General features: G+C 64.9%; 19 protein-coding genes and 1 riboswitch. Of the genes, 9 read left to right on the top strand and 10 right to left on the bottom strand.

The window, feature by feature from the left end; all coding sequences use genetic code 11:
- Positions 1-114 precede the first annotated feature (114 nt).
- Positions 115-507 carry a hotdog domain-containing protein gene (locus GWG65_RS08105; RefSeq protein ID WP_275194839.1) on the top strand — a complete coding sequence of 131 codons (393 nt, stop codon included), beginning with the start codon at positions 115-117 and terminating at the stop codon, positions 505-507.
- 129 nt (positions 508-636) lie between these two features.
- Here the strand turns inward: GWG65_RS08105 and proC are convergent, their stop codons facing one another.
- Positions 637-1464, bottom strand: coding sequence for a pyrroline-5-carboxylate reductase (gene proC, locus GWG65_RS08100; RefSeq protein WP_275194838.1), 828 nt, complete (start codon positions 1462-1464; stop codon positions 637-639).
- A gap of 225 nt (positions 1465-1689) precedes the next feature.
- Positions 1690-2190, bottom strand: a complete 501-nt coding sequence (locus GWG65_RS08095) for a YbjN domain-containing protein (RefSeq protein ID WP_275194836.1) — start codon at positions 2188-2190, stop codon at positions 1690-1692.
- Between the two features lie 408 nt (positions 2191-2598).
- Positions 2599-2772: riboswitch (FMN riboswitch) on the top strand.
- Positions 2773-2847: 75 nt separating this feature from the next.
- Here GWG65_RS08095 and GWG65_RS08090 point away from each other — a divergent pair.
- A complete protein-coding gene (locus tag GWG65_RS08090) occupies positions 2848-3423 on the top strand; it encodes a 6,7-dimethyl-8-ribityllumazine synthase (RefSeq protein WP_275194835.1) in 576 nt (191 codons plus the stop codon).
- A gap of 164 nt (positions 3424-3587) precedes the next feature.
- On the opposite strand, the gene GWG65_RS08085 is transcribed toward GWG65_RS08090, so the two are convergent.
- The 5 genes from GWG65_RS08085 to lgt form a co-directional block, all read right to left on the bottom strand.
- Positions 3588-4541 (bottom strand): ribose-phosphate pyrophosphokinase, encoded by a 954-nt coding sequence (locus GWG65_RS08085; RefSeq protein WP_187435840.1) that lies wholly within the window; start codon positions 4539-4541, stop codon positions 3588-3590.
- A gap of 204 nt (positions 4542-4745) precedes the next feature.
- Positions 4746-5372, bottom strand: a complete 627-nt coding sequence (locus GWG65_RS08080; protein ID WP_275194833.1) for a hypothetical protein — start codon at positions 5370-5372, stop codon at positions 4746-4748.
- 191 nt (positions 5373-5563) lie between these two features.
- Positions 5564-6331, bottom strand: coding sequence for a peptidoglycan editing factor PgeF (gene pgeF, locus GWG65_RS08075; protein WP_275194832.1), 768 nt, complete (start codon positions 6329-6331; stop codon positions 5564-5566).
- Positions 6328-7446, bottom strand: coding sequence for an SAM-dependent methyltransferase (locus GWG65_RS08070; RefSeq protein WP_275194830.1), 1119 nt, complete (start codon positions 7444-7446; stop codon positions 6328-6330). The genes pgeF and GWG65_RS08070 overlap by 4 nt, the downstream gene beginning before the upstream one ends.
- Before the next feature lie 21 nt (positions 7447-7467).
- Positions 7468-8313 (bottom strand): prolipoprotein diacylglyceryl transferase, encoded by an 846-nt coding sequence (gene lgt, locus GWG65_RS08065; protein WP_275194829.1) that lies wholly within the window; start codon positions 8311-8313, stop codon positions 7468-7470.
- A gap of 199 nt (positions 8314-8512) precedes the next feature.
- Between lgt and GWG65_RS08060 the strand changes: the two genes are divergently transcribed.
- The 4 genes from GWG65_RS08060 (at position 8513) to ychF (ending at position 11684) form a co-directional block, all read left to right on the top strand.
- Complete coding sequence (locus tag GWG65_RS08060) at positions 8513-8776, top strand: accessory factor UbiK family protein (RefSeq protein ID WP_247382442.1); 264 nt, start codon at positions 8513-8515, stop codon at positions 8774-8776.
- Positions 8777-9034: 258 nt separating this feature from the next.
- Positions 9035-9757, top strand: coding sequence for a 50S ribosomal protein L25/general stress protein Ctc (locus GWG65_RS08055; protein WP_275194828.1), 723 nt, complete (start codon positions 9035-9037; stop codon positions 9755-9757).
- A gap of 58 nt (positions 9758-9815) precedes the next feature.
- A complete protein-coding gene (gene pth / locus GWG65_RS08050) occupies positions 9816-10421 on the top strand; it encodes an aminoacyl-tRNA hydrolase (protein WP_247382444.1) in 606 nt (201 codons plus the stop codon).
- Between the two features lie 165 nt (positions 10422-10586).
- A complete protein-coding gene (gene ychF, locus GWG65_RS08045) occupies positions 10587-11684 on the top strand; it encodes a redox-regulated ATPase YchF (protein WP_275194825.1) in 1098 nt (365 codons plus the stop codon).
- Between the two features lie 142 nt (positions 11685-11826).
- Here the strand turns inward: ychF and GWG65_RS08040 are convergent, their stop codons facing one another.
- A complete protein-coding gene (locus tag GWG65_RS08040) occupies positions 11827-12123 on the bottom strand; it encodes a DUF4282 domain-containing protein (RefSeq protein WP_275194824.1) in 297 nt (98 codons plus the stop codon).
- Between the two features lie 157 nt (positions 12124-12280).
- Here GWG65_RS08040 and GWG65_RS08035 point away from each other — a divergent pair, with 157 nt between their 5' ends.
- The 3 genes from GWG65_RS08035 (at position 12281) to GWG65_RS08025 (ending at position 13561) form a co-directional block, all read left to right on the top strand.
- The gene (locus GWG65_RS08035) at positions 12281-12733 is read left to right on the top strand and encodes a MaoC family dehydratase (RefSeq protein WP_275194823.1); all 453 of its coding nucleotides are present in this window, start codon (positions 12281-12283) and stop codon (positions 12731-12733) included.
- Positions 12733-13215, top strand: a complete 483-nt coding sequence (locus tag GWG65_RS08030) for a MaoC family dehydratase (protein ID WP_275194822.1) — start codon at positions 12733-12735, stop codon at positions 13213-13215. The genes GWG65_RS08035 and GWG65_RS08030 overlap by 1 nt, the downstream gene beginning before the upstream one ends.
- A 199-nt stretch (positions 13216-13414) precedes the next feature.
- Entirely contained in the window at positions 13415-13561 is a 147-nt protein-coding gene (locus tag GWG65_RS08025; protein ID WP_166103493.1) for a hypothetical protein, read from the top strand.
- A gap of 39 nt (positions 13562-13600) precedes the next feature.
- Here GWG65_RS08025 and GWG65_RS08020 read toward each other — a convergent pair whose 3' ends face one another.
- Positions 13601-13738 (bottom strand): hypothetical protein, encoded by a 138-nt coding sequence (locus tag GWG65_RS08020; protein WP_187435841.1) that lies wholly within the window; start codon positions 13736-13738, stop codon positions 13601-13603.
- Between the two features lie 327 nt (positions 13739-14065).
- Complete coding sequence (locus tag GWG65_RS08015) at positions 14066-14485, bottom strand: hypothetical protein (RefSeq protein WP_148739354.1); 420 nt, start codon at positions 14483-14485, stop codon at positions 14066-14068.
- Positions 14486-14567 lie beyond the last annotated feature (82 nt).

The following is a 14567-nucleotide window of genomic DNA, read 5'->3' as shown; positions in this document are numbered from 1 at the left end:
CCAGCTTTATGTTGTTGCGGTAGGTTGTGGTTTACACCGCGCCGACGATACGCAGTCGGGGTAATGGGTCCTGGATCGGCGCTTCGCTTGTCCAGGACGACCAGGTAGAGAACCATGGACGCACGCGACTTCATCACGATCGGCATGAGCGCCGAGCGCACGCTGGTGGTGCCGGTGGAGCGCACGGTCGGGCATTTCGTGCCGGGCATGCCTTTTGTCTATGCGACGCCGATGATGATTTTGGAGATGGAGATGACGTCGGGCGATGCGATCCGCGCGGCGCTAAGGCCTGGCTGGGTCACGGTCGGCACCGAGGTCGACATCCGCCATCTTGCGGCAGCCCGCGTCGGCGCGACAGTGCGAACCACCGCGAAGGTGGTCGCGGTCGAGCGCCGCGTCATCCGCTTCGAGGTCGAGGCGTTCGAGGGCCCACGCAAGCTCGGCGAAGGCCGCCACGCCCGCGGTCTCGTCAATGTCGAGATGTTCAACAAGCGGTTAGGGGCGTAGCCGCTACCTGCTCAGACCTCATCCTGAGGAGCTTGCGGAGCAAGCGTCTCGAAGGATCGCCGCAGCGAGATGAGGGGCCTTCATGGTTCGAGACGGCGCTTCGCGCCTCCTCACCATGAGGGGATCCACCTACTTCGCCAGCTCCTTCGAACGCTTCGTGGCCGCCGCGATCGCACGGATCATCAGGTCGCGCAGGCCGGGCTCGCCCATCAGCACGCCGAGTGCTGCGGCCGTGGTGCCGCCGGGCGAGGTGACGTTCTGGCGCAGTGTGCCGGAGGCAAGCTCCGATTGATGGAGAAGCTCGCCGGAGCCGGCGACGGTTTCGCGGGCGAGCCTGGTCGCCAACGCCTCGGGCAATCCCGCCTCCACGCCGGCGCGCGCGAGCTCTTCGGCGAGCAGGAACACATAGGCAGGGCCCGAGCCGGAGACGGCGGTCACCGCATCCATCAGGCCTTCATCCTCGACCCATTCGACGGAGCCGGTGGTGCGCAGCAGGGCATCGGCCACGCTACGTTGCTGCGCGCTGACATTCGTCGCGGCGACGGCAACGGTAATGCCGCGGCCGATTGCGGCCGGCGTGTTCGGCATCGCCCGCACCACGGCGCGGCCGCAGACCTCCGTAAGCGAGGCGATCGTGATTCCCGCCATGATCGACACCACGGAGGTCTTGTCGGAGACGAACGGCTTCAGCTTGGCACCCGCCTCGCGAAACAATTGCGGCTTGACCGCGACGACGAGTGTCTCGACCGCGCCGGCGGTCGTTGCATCGGGGTTGAGCGCAACGCCCTTGGCGGCAAGCGCGCTGATCTCGGGCGAAAGATAGGGATCGATCACCGCGACGCGGCGCGGGTCGAGCCCGCCCGCCAGCCACCCGGTCAGCATCGCGCCGCCCATCTTGCCGGCGCCGGCAAGCAGGATGGTGCCGGTGATATTTTGGAGGGTGTTGTTGCTCGTCATAGCCGCTGCCAAACTCGGTGTCGTCCTGGCGAAAGCCAGGACCCATTACCCCGAATGTTTCTAGTGGATGGAAGGCGGAGCAACAAGCATCGCGCGGTACGGAGAGACCTCGCGGTATGGGTCCTGGATCTGCGCTCGCCAGGGGCGGCGCTGTGCGCCGCCGCTCGCTTGTCCAGGACGACGTTGAAAGCTGTGCGGCTCACTCACATCTTGAGGAGACGCGCCCTACGCCTCGCCCGCCGTATCGAACATCGCGGCGTCCATCGCTTCCGTGGTGGACTTGCCCGCCCACACCACGAACTGGAACGCCGGGAAATAGCGTTCGCTGGCGTGGATGGCGCCGGCGAGCATGGCTTCGCATTGCGCGGTCGACGCGGTCAGGCCGCCCGGCAGAACCAGGGCCTGGCGGTGCATGATCATGCCGGTGTGGGTCCACAGATCGAAATGCCCGACCCACAATTGCTCGTTGATCGCCGCGACCAGCCGCTGCACCTCCGACCTTCGCGCAACGGGAATCTTCATGTCGAATGCGCAGGCCAGATGCAGCGCCTCGATCTCGCCCATCCAGGTGAACGAGAGCTGATAGTCGGTCCATTGTCCCTTGGAGACAATCGTAAGTTCGTCTTCGCCGGAGCGTTCAAACGGCCAGTTGTTGCTGGCGGCAATATCCTCGACCACCGCGAGCGGATGGTTTCGGGAATCGATTGTGCTTTCGAGCAGGGACATGCCGTCTCGACCTCTTGCCTTTTTGTTGTCTTTGATACGCACGCGGTTGGCCCGGCGCGCGCTCCCTCAACGTCGCTACGGCGTCCCCTCGGAGTCGCTGTTGCGATCCCTCGGATCGGCACGGGCCTGTCGCGGATCAAGTGATGTGATTTGCGGAATCTGCGCAACCGGGTCCGGAGTCCGTCCACAAGTCAGGACTCGTTCGTCCACAGCTCATCTCGGCCACAATTATTAACGAGCAGAACAAATCGGAATCGGATTTGCCGGATCCGGCGATCGTTAATTCCGTCCCGCGAGGGCCAGCCCGCCGGGACGGCATGGGACCATGCGATTTTCCAATGCGGAACGCGCTTGCCGCGGCCGCCGGCCGGCGTCATATTTCCCCTCAGGCCGTTCATCCTGAGCGGCCGATGTTCTCAGGGCGGGGTGAAAGTCCCCACCGGCGGTAAGGGCCGAAAGGCCTAAGCCCGCGAGCGCCTTCCCCAAGGATTCTCCTGAAAAGGGTTCTCCTGAAGGGAAGGGTCAGCAGATTCGGTGCAACTCCGAAGCCGACGGTTAAAGTCCGGATGAAAGAGAACGGTCGGTGGCGGACGCATCGCAGGATGCGGCTGTTTGTCGTTCCGTGTGCCCTGATTCTGGTCCTTAAGAAGGAAAGCCATGAATCAGATGTTGCAAGATCCCCAAACCGAAGCTGCCCAAGTCGAAACTTCCCAAGTCGCCCCATCGCCGGTTCCACAGGATCCGGCGACCGGGCACCCGCGCTTCGCCAAGCCGCAGCGGGTGGCGTTCGTGCAGGCCTGCTGGCACCGCGACGTGGTCGAGGAGGCCCGCATCGCCTTCATCAAGGAGGCGGAAGCGCGCCACCTCACCCATGTCGACGTGTTCGAGGTGCCGGGCTCGTTCGAGATCCCGCTGCACGCCCAGATCCTGGCCAAGACCCGGCGCTACACCGCGATCGTCGCGGCCGGCCTCGTGGTCGATGGCGGCATCTATCGCCACGAGTTCGTCGCCGACACCGTGATCAAGGCGCTGATGGACGTGCAACTGCGCACCGAGGTGCCGGTGTTCTCTGCGGTGCTGACGCCGCAGCAATTCCACGAGACCGAGGTGCACTACGACTTCTTCCGCCGCCACTTCGCCATCAAGGGCGTCGAGGTCGCGGAAGCCTGCGCCAACACGCTGCTCGGGCTCGAGCGCCTGCGCGGCCAGGTCGCCGCGGGGATCGTGGGGTAGGCCAAGTGGTCATTCCGGGGCGCGTCACCGGGTCCGCGCAAAGCGCGGCCCGATGACAGGCTCCGCGCGAGCCCGGAATCCATTTATCTACGTGAACTGCTGCAAGATGAATTCCGGGTTCGGCGCTGACTGACGCGCCGCCCCGGAATGACGACAGCGAATGTTCAGTCGAACAGGCTCGACACCGACTCTTCCGCGGCGGTGCGCGCGATCGCGTCCGAGATCAGGCTGGCGATCGGCAGCGTGCGAATGTTCGGTGCCTTGCTCACAGCATCCGTGGGCTGGATCGAGTCGGTGATCACGAGCTCTTTCAGCTTGGAGTTGGTGATGCGGGCGGCCGCGCCGCCCGAGAGCACGCCGTGAGTGATGTAGGCGTAGACGTCCTTGGCGCCCTTGGCGATCAGCGCATCGGCCGCATTCACGAGCGTGCCGCCTGAGTCCACGATATCGTCGACCAGGATGCAGGTGTAGCCGGAGACGTCGCCGATTACATTCATGACCTCGGATTCGCCGGCCCGCTCACGGCGCTTGTCGACGATCGCGAGCGGGGTGTTGATGCGCTTGGCGAGCCCGCGCGCGCGGGCCACGCCGCCGACGTCGGGCGAGATCACCATCACCTTGGAGAGGTCGAACTTATCCTTGATGTCGCGCACCATCAGCGGCGCTGCGTAGAGATTGTCGGTCGGGATATCGAAGAAGCCCTGGATCTGGCCGGCATGCAGGTCGAGCGTCATGACGCGGTCGACGCCGGCCTGGGTGATCAAATTGGCGACCAGCTTGGCCGAGATCGGCGTGCGCGAACCCGATTTGCGGTCCTGCCGCGCATAGCCGAAATAAGGCAGCACCGCGGTGATGCGGCGCGCCGACGACCGGCGCAGCGCGTCGGTGATGATCAGCAATTCCATCAGATGGTCGTTGGCCGGGAACGAGGTCGACTGGATGACGAAGGCATCCGAGCCGCGGACGTTCTCCTGGATCTCGACGAAGATCTCCATGTCGGCGAAGCGCCGCACCACCGCTTTGGTCAGCGGCAGGTCCAGGCCCTGGGCGATGGCTTGTGCGAGCGCCGGATTGGAGTTGCCGGCGACGAGCTTGATAGAGCCGTTTTTGGCCGACATCGACGCTTCCTCCCGCGCTTTGCTGGATACGACGTTCAACATCACAGATACCCACTGGAAGCACGGTTACGACGGGCGAGCAAATATCAGGCCGAGGGCCGCGCTGGCAACCCGGGATGCTACGTTTCCCCTGCGAAAATCCCGAGTCTGACCAACGGTTTGGCAGGAGTCCTGAAAATACCTGAGGCCGTGGTTTAGCGGTGGTTATCGCTCGGCATAGCCGAGCGCCGTGGCCGGCATGTCCGGTGCGGGTGCCGAGGGCATCACGCTCGCCACCGCTGGTCCCCGCAGGCCCGGAACGGGGCCCGGCGCATCCGGCGCTCCATTGATCATGTTGGAAAGTCCGCTGAATCCGGCCTGGGCGATCTTCCGCAGCACCAGATCGTCGGCGGCCGACCAAGGATCTCGAGCAGCGTCGCGGCCGCCCTTGCCGGAGGTCGGTTCCTCGCCGGAGAGCCGCAGCGCCCGCTGCTGGTTGGCGTCGTAGACGTCCCAGACCCAGGCGATCACGGTCTTGCCGCGCACGATTTGGGCGGAGAGGTAGCTGCGCACACGGTAGGCAGCCGCACCTTCGCGGGAGACGACGGACAGGCTGCGCAGCTTGGATTCGCTGTCGAGCACGCCGACCATGCGGTCGAATACCTGCGGCGGCGGCCCGTCGATCGACTCGAAGGCAACCGTCGCCCCGCTGCCGGCGCTCGGCGCCATCGCATAGGAGTTGGTCGCAGTGCCCCCGCCGGCGCAGCCGCCGAGCGCGGTCGCCGCCGCCAGCAGCATGACCGCCAGCCCACGCGAGCCCGCGCGGCGCAAGAATGATGACGCATCCCTCATTATGGAGGGCAGCGATATCGTTAAAACCGATTAACGTCTAGGGCAGGGGCGACACAAACCCCCGTGTCATTCCGGGGCGCGCCGCCCTTTGGCGCGAGCCCGGAATCCATTTCACCGCGGGACCGCTGCACGATGGATTCCGGGCTCGATGCTTCGCATCGCCCCGGAATGACGACGTGTTGCTCTTGTGTTCACCCCTCCAGCGCGATCGTGTGGATGTGGCGGCCGTAATCCGGCTCCTTGCGATGCACCGAGCGGCGGTAGCTGAAGAAGCGCTCGTCGGCGTAGGTGTCGAGGCCGAGATCGTCGATCATCAAAATGCCGGCGGTCTCCAGCCGCATGCGGATGAAGCCTGCGAGATCGAACATTGCGTGGCCTTCGCGCACCGAAGGGATGAAGAACACGGCATTCTCTGCGTCCGCCTCGATGAAGCGCGCCACGAACTCGTTGCCGACCTCGTAGCTGTCCTGGCGGATCAAGGGACCGATCGCCGCGATGATGCCACTGCGCGAGGCGCCGAGCTTCTCCATCGCCGCGATTGTCGCCTCCAGCACGCCGGTGAGCGCGCCCTTCCAGCCGGCATGGGCGCCGCCGATGACCCGCGCCTCGGGGTCGACGAACAGCACCGGACCGCAATCGGCGGTGGAGACGCCGAGCGCGATACCGGGGCTCCTGGTGACCAGCGCATCGCCCTTCGGCCGCGGTCCGCCAGGCCAAGGCGCTTCGGCGATGAGGACGTCGGGCGAATGAATCTGGTGCAGGCTGAGGAAGCGCTCCGGTGCGACGCCGACATGCTCCGCCATGCGGCGGCGGTTCTCCGCGACATGGGCCGGATCGTCGTTGGAGCCGAGCCCGCCGTTCAGCGCTGAATAGACGCCATTGGAGACGCCGCCCTCGCGGGTGAAAAAGGCATGGCGCAAACCGGGCACCGCCGACAGCAGTGACGACGCAAGGGTCATGAGCTCTCTCCAGCCTGTTCGAGATCGCTGAGGCCCGCAATTGCGGTCAGCCGCGGCTCGGAGATGCCGAGCACCTTGAACATCGAGCCCATGCCGCTGCGCCCCGTATCGGTCAGGCGCTTCAGTGCCACAGAGATGTCGGTGGCGATATCCGGCGTCGCCTTCTGCATCAGGGCGGCGGCGCGGGTGTCGATGCCGATGCGCTTGAGGAAATCGCCCTGCGTCACCGGACCGTGCACGCGGGCGCCGACATCCTCGGCCGCGCGCGACAGCGCCTGGAAGTCGACATGGGCGGTGACGTCGGCCTGGCCCGGCGCCTTCAGGGGATCGGTGAAGCTGTGCCGCGCGATCGCTTGGAACGTATCGCCGGCATCGCTGCGCAGATGGCCGTAATCGATGACCAGCGCCGCGCCGTCCTGGTCGCGGACCCTTGTGGCAAGCTTCATGATCTCGGCGTCGGGCCGCCATTCGAACACGGCGCCGATGGGCGCCGCGCGCACCAAAGGCGGCAGTAATATTTCGAAGCGCGGCGTCGGCTCGGCCGCCGCGCCGAACTCAAGCTTGCCGTTGCCGTCGACCTCGATCACGCGCTCGTGCCAGCCGTTCTCGTGCCTGACCATCTGGTGGACCGGGAGAACGTCGAAATATTCGTTGGCGAGGATGATGCTCGGGCCGTCGGGCACGTCGTCGATGCTGCCGTGCCAGGTGATGTTGCGCACGCCCGACAGCGTCGCCATCTGCCGCTCGCGCAGCACCGGGTTGACCTCGATCATGTGGATGTGAAGCGACTGGTACAGCGGCGGCAGCACGCGGAGTGCGCGCAGCGCATCCGCCATCATGGTGCCGCGGCCGGGGCCGAGCTCGATCAGCCGCAGGAACTGCGGCGAGCCCATCTGCTTCCATACCGACGCACTCCACAGGCCGAGGAGTTCGCCGAACATCTGGCTGACTTCGGGCGCGGTGGTGAAGTCGCCTTCGCGCCCGAGCGGATCGCGCGAGACGTAATAGCCATAGCGCGGATGCATCAGGCACAGTTCCATGTACCGCCAGACCGGCATGGGGCCCGAGGATTTGATCAGCGCCTTGATCTCGTTGAGTAGCGGCGAGTCGGTCACGGCCTGCTTTCCCAGAAGGAATTAACGAATAGCCTCGACAGGCTTCGGCGCACCGCGCCGCACTGCCAATACAATAAGTATGCCGCCGACAATAAGCATCGGAATCGACAACAGCATGCCCATGGTTAATCCGCCCCAGAGGTAGCCGAGCTGGACGTCCGGCTCGCGGAAATGTTCGCCGGCAATCCGGGTCAGGCCATAGATCAGGATGAAGGCCCCGAGGATCATGCCCGGCCGCTTCAGGGCGCCGAAGCGGATCATCACTGCGAGGACCGTAAACAGCAGGATGCCTTCCATGCCGGCCTCGTAGAGCTGGCTGGGATGGCGCGGCAGCTGCGTTGGATCGTTGGGGAAGATCATTGCCCAGGGCAGGTCCGGGTCGGTGGCGCGGCCCCACAATTCGCCATTGATGAAATTGGCGATCCGCCCGAGCAGCAGCCCGACCGGGGCGACTGCCGTGGTGATGTCGCCGAGCGACAGGATCGGGATGCTGTTGCGGTAGGCAAACCACATCACCGCGACGACGCATCCGAGGAAGCCGCCATGGAACGACATGCCGCCCTCCCACAATTTGAAGATCGCGGCGGGATGCTCGATGAAGAAGGGTAAATTGTAGAACAGCACGTAGCCGGTGCGGCCGCCCAGAATGATGCCGAGCGTGACCCAGAGGATGAAGTCGTCGATCTGGAGCAGCGAGATCGGTGCAGGTCCGCCCCACAGGCGCTGGTTCTTCAACAGCGAGCGAGCATAGAGCCAGCCGAAGACGATGCCGCTGATATAGGCCAGCGCATACCAGCGGATCGCGAACGGGCCGATCTCGATTGCGATCGGCTTGAAGGCGGGAAAGTCGATGAGCAGAAAGGGCATCGCGCCTTCTATGTCTGGACGAGATTGCGGCGATAGAGCGCGAGCAGGCGCCTTGTGATTCTTGTTATGCAGGGACGTTGAATACGATTGCAAGGAAACCGGGACATGACAAGGATACCGCCGATCGGCCCTTGAACCGCGCTGTTCGGATTGCCATTGTGTTTTGGAGAGTTCGCGCAAAAGTGTTTCGGAGGCCGCCATGACCCAGACCAGCAACCGGTTTTTCGACGAGATCGGCCGCCTGATGAACGACGCCGCCGGCGCTGCCCAGGGCGTCAAGCGCGAGTTCGACACCGTGTTGCGCACCCAGGCCGAGAAATTCCTGCGCGACATGGACCTGGTCAAGCGCGAGGAGTTCGAGGCGGTCAAGGATATGGCGCGCCTCGCCCGTGAGGAGAACGAGGCACTGAAGGCGCGCATCGCGGCGCTGGAGGCCAAGCTCGGCGGGACGCCAACCACCTGACACGGCCGTAGCCCGGATGGAGCGCACAGCGCAATCCGGGACCAGTCTCGCCCGTTGCACGAGTTCCCCGGATTACGCTTTCGCTCCATCCGGGCTACTCTTGGGGCCGCCCTGCGGCCAATCTTCTTGTCATTTCCGCCTCTTCCGGTTAAAAGCCCGCCACGTCCGCGGCCCCCGCACCCCTGGAGGCTTGCTGTGGACGGCACCATGGGCCGCCTTGCGGCCCATTAACTTTTGCAAAAACAAGGACTTAACGTTATGGCGACCGTCAAGGAATTGAAGGCGACCGCACGTCCGAAGAGCGGCAAGGGGGCCGCCCGGGCTGAGCGTCGCGCCGGCAGAGTGCCCGGAGTGATCTATGGCAACAACCAGCCCCCGCTCACGATCTCGATTGCAGATCGTGAACTGCGCCAGCGCATCCTCGCCGGCCGGTTCCTGACCACGCTGGTCGACATCGACCTCGAGGGCAAGAAGCATCGCGTGATTCCGCGCGACTTCCACCTCGATCCCGTCAAGGATTTTCCGATCCATGTCGACTTCATGCGGCTCGGCGAAGGCGCCACCATCCGCATCAGCGTGCCCTTGCACGTGGTGAAGGCGGAAGGCTCGCCCGGCGTGAAGCGCGGCGGCACTGTCAACATCGTCGCCCACGCGATCGAGCTCGAATGCGGCGTGGAGAACATTCCGCAGTTCATCGAAGTCGACGTCGGCTCGCTCGAAATCGGTCACTCGCTGCATCTGTCGGACGTCAAGCTGCCGACCGGCGTGAAGACGCTGGCGCGCGAGGACGCCACGCTCGTTACCATCGTGCCGCCGTCCGGCTATGCCGAAGAGCAGAAGGCGGCGGCTGCGGCTGCGGCCGGTGGTGCGGCTCCGGGTGCTGCGGCTGCTCCGGCGGCTGGCGCGGCTGCGCCGGCTGCGGGTGCTGCGGCTCCGGCCGCGGCTGCCAAGGCTCCCGCCGGCGGCGACAAGAAGAAGTAATCTCTCAAAGCTGGCGCGCGGTCTCTGATCGCGCGCCGAGCGAGGGGCGCGCCGCGTCATGCGACTGTTTGTTGGGCTCGGCAATCCCGGCGCGAAATACGCACGAAACCGGCACAATATCGGCTTCATGGCCGTCGACGAGATTGCGCGGCGTCATGGTTTCTCGCCATGGCGCCGCCGCTTTCAGGGCGAGACCTCGGAAGGCACGCTCGGACCTGAGCGCGTGATCCTGCTCAAGCCCACGACCTACATGAACGAGTCGGGCCGCAGCGTTCAGGAGGCGGCCAGCTTCTTCAAGATCGCACCGGGCGACGTCACCGTGTTCCATGACGAGATCGAGCTGCCGCCAGGCAAGGTGCGGGTGAAAATCGGCGGAGGCATCGCCGGCCACAACGGCCTGCGCTCGATCTCTGCGCATATCGGCAACGAGTACCGCCGGGTGCGGCTCGGCATCGGTCATCCCGGCGTCAAGGAATTGGTGCACGGCCACGTGCTGTCGGACTTCGCCAAGGCCGACAACGAATGGGTGGCGACGCTCTGCGACGCGGTTGCCGAGCACGCCGCGCTGGTCGCCAAGGGCACCGACGCGACCTTCGCCAACAGGGTGCATCTTGCCATGCAGGCGAAGGGCTTTTTGACCAAGGACGACAACGGCAAGGAATAACGCTCGTCATCGCGGCCTGCGCGAGATGAGCGGTGATGTGTAGGGTGGGTTAGCCCCGCGGCTGCGCGAAGCGCAGTCCGCTTGGCGTAACCCACCGTGTCGCGGCAAAGGGATTGGTGGGTTACGCTTCGCTAACCCACCCTACGGACCGTCTTAGAGGATACGATGGGATTCAAATGCGGGATTGTCGGGTTGCCCAATGTCGGCAAGTCGACCTTGTTCAATGCGCTGACCGAGACGGCGGCGGCGCAGGCCGCGAACTATCCGTTCTGCACCATCGAGCCGAATGTCGGTGAGGTCGCCGTGCCCGATCCGCGGCTCGACAAGCTCGCGGCCGCCGCCAAATCGGCGCAGATCATCCCGACCCGGCTGACCTTCGTCGACATCGCCGGCCTCGTCCGCGGCGCCTCCAAGGGCGAAGGCCTCGGCAACCAGTTCCTCGCCAACATCCGCGAGGTCGACGCCATCGCGCATGTCGTGCGCTGCTTTGAAGACTCCGACATCACCCATGTCGAGGGCAAGATCGCGCCGCTCGCCGACATCGAGACCATCGAGACCGAGCTGATGCTTGCCGATCTCGACAGCCTCGAGAAGCGCGTCGACAACCTCTCCAAGAAGGCCAAGGGCAACGACAAGGAGGCCAAAGAGCAGCTCGACCTCGTCAACCGCACCCTGGTGCTGCTCCGCGAAGGCAAGCCCGCGCGCCTGGTCGAGCGCAAGGCCGAGGAGGAGCGCGCCTTCTCGATGCTCGGCCTGCTGTCGTCAAAGCCCGTGCTCTATGTCTGCAACGTCGAGGAAGGATCGGCTGCGACCGGCAATGCTTTCTCCAAGGCGGTCGAGGAGCAGGCGGCAAAGGAAGGCGCAATTGCCGTCGTCATCTCCGCCAAGATCGAATCCGAGATCGCGACGATCTCGCGCGAAGAGCGCGCCGATTTCCTGGAGACGCTGGGCCTGGAGGAGGCCGGCCTCGATCGCCTGATCCGCGCAGGCTACCAGCTGCTCGAGCTCATCACCTATTTCACGGTGGGACCGAAGGAGACGCGCGCCTGGACCATCCATCGCGGCACCAAGGCGCCGGGGGCGGCTGGCGTGATCCACACCGATTTCGAAAAAGGCTTCATCCGCGCCGAGACCATCGCCTACGACGATTACGTCGCGCTGGGCGGCGAAGCCGGCGCCCGCGATGCCGGCAAGCTGCGGCTCGAAGGCAAGGAATATGTCGTCGCCGATGGCGACGTGATGCATTTCCGATTCAATACGTAAGCTGAGACTGTCGTTCCGGAGCGCCTAAGAGGCGAGCCCGGAATCCATCGGGCCCCGGAACGAATGGATGAATGGATTCCGGGCTCGCGCGGAGCCTGTCATCGCTTTGCGCGGACCCGGTGGCGCGCCCCGGAATGACGAGCTACCGCACTCCGCTGCCCTGGTCCCTGATGGCGCCGAGGTGCTCGTTGATGCGGAAGATGATCAGGATCAGTTCCGCCGCAATACGCGAGAATATGATGCCGACGACCACGCCCGCGATCGATTCCAGCACCATCAGGAAGCCGGCGAACGGGCTGATCGCCATCGCCGTCAACCCTGCAAAGATGCCGGACAGTCCGAACAGGCAGATCACCGCGATCACCAGCCAGTAGAAGGTCTTGATGATCGTCGGCGTGATGAAGCGGTCCCATTGAAACAGATCGCTGAATGAAAACATCTCTTTCCCCCGGGCAAATCGCGCCTCCGGCTGCGTCAACCGATTCGAGGCAGGTCTGGCCCGACTCGTCGAATGTAGCACGAGCCATGCGGGCCAGCGGGTTGAGATTGCCGGAAAGTGCGGCCACAATCTGACCCTCCCGCAAAGCTTTCCCAAGATGACCCTGACCTTCGAAGATTTCCCACCCGGCCGGTTTGGAACGTTCGGCCCGCGGCATGTCAGCCGCGACGAGATCCTGGCCTTTGCCGCCGAGTTCGATCCGCAGCCGATGCACCTGGACGAGGAGGCGGCGGCCAAGAGCATGCTGCGCGGCCTGTCGGGCTCGGGCTGGCACCTCTGCGCGCTGATGATGCGGATGATGGCCGACGGCTTCATCACCCGCGCCGCTTCGCTCGGCTCGCCCGGCGTTGACGAGGTGCGCTGGCTTGCTCCCTTGCGGCCCGGCGACGACCTCACGCTCGACGTCGACATCGTGGAGGCGCGCTCCTCGAAGAGCCGGCCCGAGCTCGGCATCGTCAAGTTCAAATGCACCGCGCGCAACGCCCAAGGCGAGGCGCTGTGCGAGATGACCTCGCCGATCCTGATCGCGCGGCGCGAGGGAGCGGTCTGATGGGGTTCTTCGAGGATATCGAGATCGGCCATCGCCGCGAGATCGGGGCCTACACGTTCACCGCGAATTCCATCAAGACATTCGCCGCAAAATTCGATCCGCAGCGCTTCCACCTCGACGAGGCGGAAGGCAAGGACTCGCTGTTCGGCGGGCTCGCCGCGTCGGGCTGGCATGTCGGCTCGGCCTGCATGAGCCTTCTGGTCGCGGACGGCCAGCGCCAGGCGAAGGAGGCTGCCGCGCGCGGTGAGGAGGTGGCGGTGTGGGGCCCGTCGCCGGGCTTTCGCGATTTGCGCTGGCTGAGGCCGGTGCTTGCCGGCGACACCGTCAGCTTCGTCAACGAGGTCGTCGACAAGCGCGGCTCCGGTTCGCGTCCCGGCTGGGGCATTTTGACGGCCCGCACCTCCGGCACCAACCAGCGCGGCGAACAAGTCTATTCCATCACCGCCACCGCCTTCGTGCCGATGCGTGGCAAGGGCAGTTAGACCCGTTCCAAGATGAACAGCCGAAATGAGCGCGCGAGTGTTGCCCGCGCGCTATGGACGCGATTCCGGGTGGCTGCCATAAGCCAGCGCGAGATGGTTACCTGCGTAGCAGTTCGCGGAACCATCGAGTTGCTAACCAATTATGAACCTGTCGCTGTCTATTTGAATGAACTGGGCAGAGGACAGGGGGACGAGGACCATGGCAGACCGCGGCGCACTCAAGCTGGTCGGATTTATCTTCGCGACCGCCACGCTCGCCGTGATGCTGGTCGCCGGCATGGTGGTGAAGGGCTATGCCGATGGCGGCTACACCCTGGAAGCCTCGACGGTCGACGCGAGCCGTTAAGAGTTCGTTAACTCCTTGAGGCCGGCGTCCGGTCTCCACTCAGCGGCTGTAGACGAACGCCAGCACTGCGATCGCAATCGCCAACAATCCGACAAAGCGCAGCATGATCGTGCCGAACTGGTTCGGCGCTGGCTGCAACGGAATGGGGTCCGTGTTGTCGGGCCGAATGCTTTGCATCTGAAATGTCCCCTCGGGCCGGTCGCAACATAGACCGGCGCTGGGCATTGGTCGGCGCGGGGGCGCGGAAAGTTCAAAGCGGGCCACATCCTCCGCCGTCGTGCCCCGGCTTTGACCGGGGCATCCAGTACGCCGCGGCATCTCGGCTCAAGCCTCACCGTCTCTGGAATACTGGATCACCCGCTCCAGTGCGCAATTGCGCACAAGGCGGGTGATGACGCCTGTCTTGGGAAGACGGCGTGCGACACCACGTGCGCACTTGCACTACAATCAAAACCGCCGCGCCCCTTTTGGGAACGCGGCGGCCGGTGATGCCTGTATTTGCGATCAGCTGTTGCGCAGGCCGTCGGCGGCGCGCTTCCACTGGGCGACGTTGTCGGAGATCATGCGGGTCGACTTCATCGCGGCCTGGCTGAGCTGGGCGTAGCCGGAGATCTCACGCTGGACGCGCTGGCCTTCGGCATGGAGCAGGTCGCGCAGGCTCTCGAGCTCGGAGATCAGGTTCTCGATCTCGGCAAGCGAGGTGCCGGCGACGCGCTGGATCAGCGAGTTGACGTTGGTGACGGTGGCTTCCGCGCTCGGGTCGAGCGCCGGCTCGGCGCTGCCCGCCGCCGGGCGGCGCAGATAGGCGATGTCGTTGCGGACGAAATCGCGGATGCCGGCTTCGACCTCGGTCACCGCGGCAAGATTGTTGTCGACGGTTTCGGTCTCAGTTGATTCGATCTTTTCCGGACGAATGGCGTTCATCGTTGTTCCCCTGATCGCGTTGAGCGCAGCGCGAGTGTCCCCCGCACGACGACGTCTGTAAGGCTTCTGCATCAGGACGTCC

It is taken from the genome of Bradyrhizobium sp. CSA207, from assembly GCF_029051685.1.
Taxonomy (GTDB): domain Bacteria; phylum Pseudomonadota; class Alphaproteobacteria; order Rhizobiales; family Xanthobacteraceae; genus Bradyrhizobium.
This window is presented reverse-complemented; position numbering and strand designations above follow the sequence as displayed.

What these genes read in the sequence shown, in the direction of transcription:
- proC (WP_275194838.1), bottom strand. Translation starts at nt 1,464, where the DNA reads ATGACGAGCAACAACACCCTCCAAAATATCACCGGCACCATCCTGCTT.
- GWG65_RS08095 (WP_275194836.1), bottom strand. Translation starts at nt 2,190, where the DNA reads ATGTCCCTGCTCGAAAGCACAATCGATTCCCGAAACCATCCGCTCGCG.
- lgt (WP_275194829.1), bottom strand. Translation starts at nt 8,313, where the DNA reads ATGCCCTTTCTGCTCATCGACTTTCCCGCCTTCAAGCCGATCGCAATC.
- ychF (WP_275194825.1), top strand. Translation starts at nt 10,587, where the DNA reads ATGGGATTCAAATGCGGGATTGTCGGGTTGCCCAATGTCGGCAAGTCG.
- GWG65_RS08060 (WP_247382442.1), top strand. Translation starts at nt 8,513, where the DNA reads ATGACCCAGACCAGCAACCGGTTTTTCGACGAGATCGGCCGCCTGATG.
- GWG65_RS08090 (WP_275194835.1), top strand. Translation starts at nt 2,848, where the DNA reads ATGAATCAGATGTTGCAAGATCCCCAAACCGAAGCTGCCCAAGTCGAA.
- GWG65_RS08030 (WP_275194822.1), top strand. Translation starts at nt 12,733, where the DNA reads ATGGGGTTCTTCGAGGATATCGAGATCGGCCATCGCCGCGAGATCGGG.
- GWG65_RS08105 (WP_275194839.1), top strand. Translation starts at nt 115, where the DNA reads ATGGACGCACGCGACTTCATCACGATCGGCATGAGCGCCGAGCGCACG.
- pth (WP_247382444.1), top strand. Translation starts at nt 9,816, where the DNA reads ATGCGACTGTTTGTTGGGCTCGGCAATCCCGGCGCGAAATACGCACGA.
- GWG65_RS08040 (WP_275194824.1), bottom strand. Translation starts at nt 12,123, where the DNA reads ATGTTTTCATTCAGCGATCTGTTTCAATGGGACCGCTTCATCACGCCG.
- GWG65_RS08085 (WP_187435840.1), bottom strand. Translation starts at nt 4,541, where the DNA reads ATGTCGGCCAAAAACGGCTCTATCAAGCTCGTCGCCGGCAACTCCAAT.
- GWG65_RS08020 (WP_187435841.1), bottom strand. Translation starts at nt 13,738, where the DNA reads ATGCAAAGCATTCGGCCCGACAACACGGACCCCATTCCGTTGCAGCCA.
- GWG65_RS08035 (WP_275194823.1), top strand. Translation starts at nt 12,281, where the DNA reads ATGACCCTGACCTTCGAAGATTTCCCACCCGGCCGGTTTGGAACGTTC.
- GWG65_RS08055 (WP_275194828.1), top strand. Translation starts at nt 9,035, where the DNA reads ATGGCGACCGTCAAGGAATTGAAGGCGACCGCACGTCCGAAGAGCGGC.
- GWG65_RS08015 (WP_148739354.1), bottom strand. Translation starts at nt 14,485, where the DNA reads ATGAACGCCATTCGTCCGGAAAAGATCGAATCAACTGAGACCGAAACC.
- GWG65_RS08080 (WP_275194833.1), bottom strand. Translation starts at nt 5,372, where the DNA reads ATGAGGGATGCGTCATCATTCTTGCGCCGCGCGGGCTCGCGTGGGCTG.
- GWG65_RS08025 (WP_166103493.1), top strand. Translation starts at nt 13,415, where the DNA reads ATGGCAGACCGCGGCGCACTCAAGCTGGTCGGATTTATCTTCGCGACC.
- pgeF (WP_275194832.1), bottom strand. Translation starts at nt 6,331, where the DNA reads ATGACCCTTGCGTCGTCACTGCTGTCGGCGGTGCCCGGTTTGCGCCAT.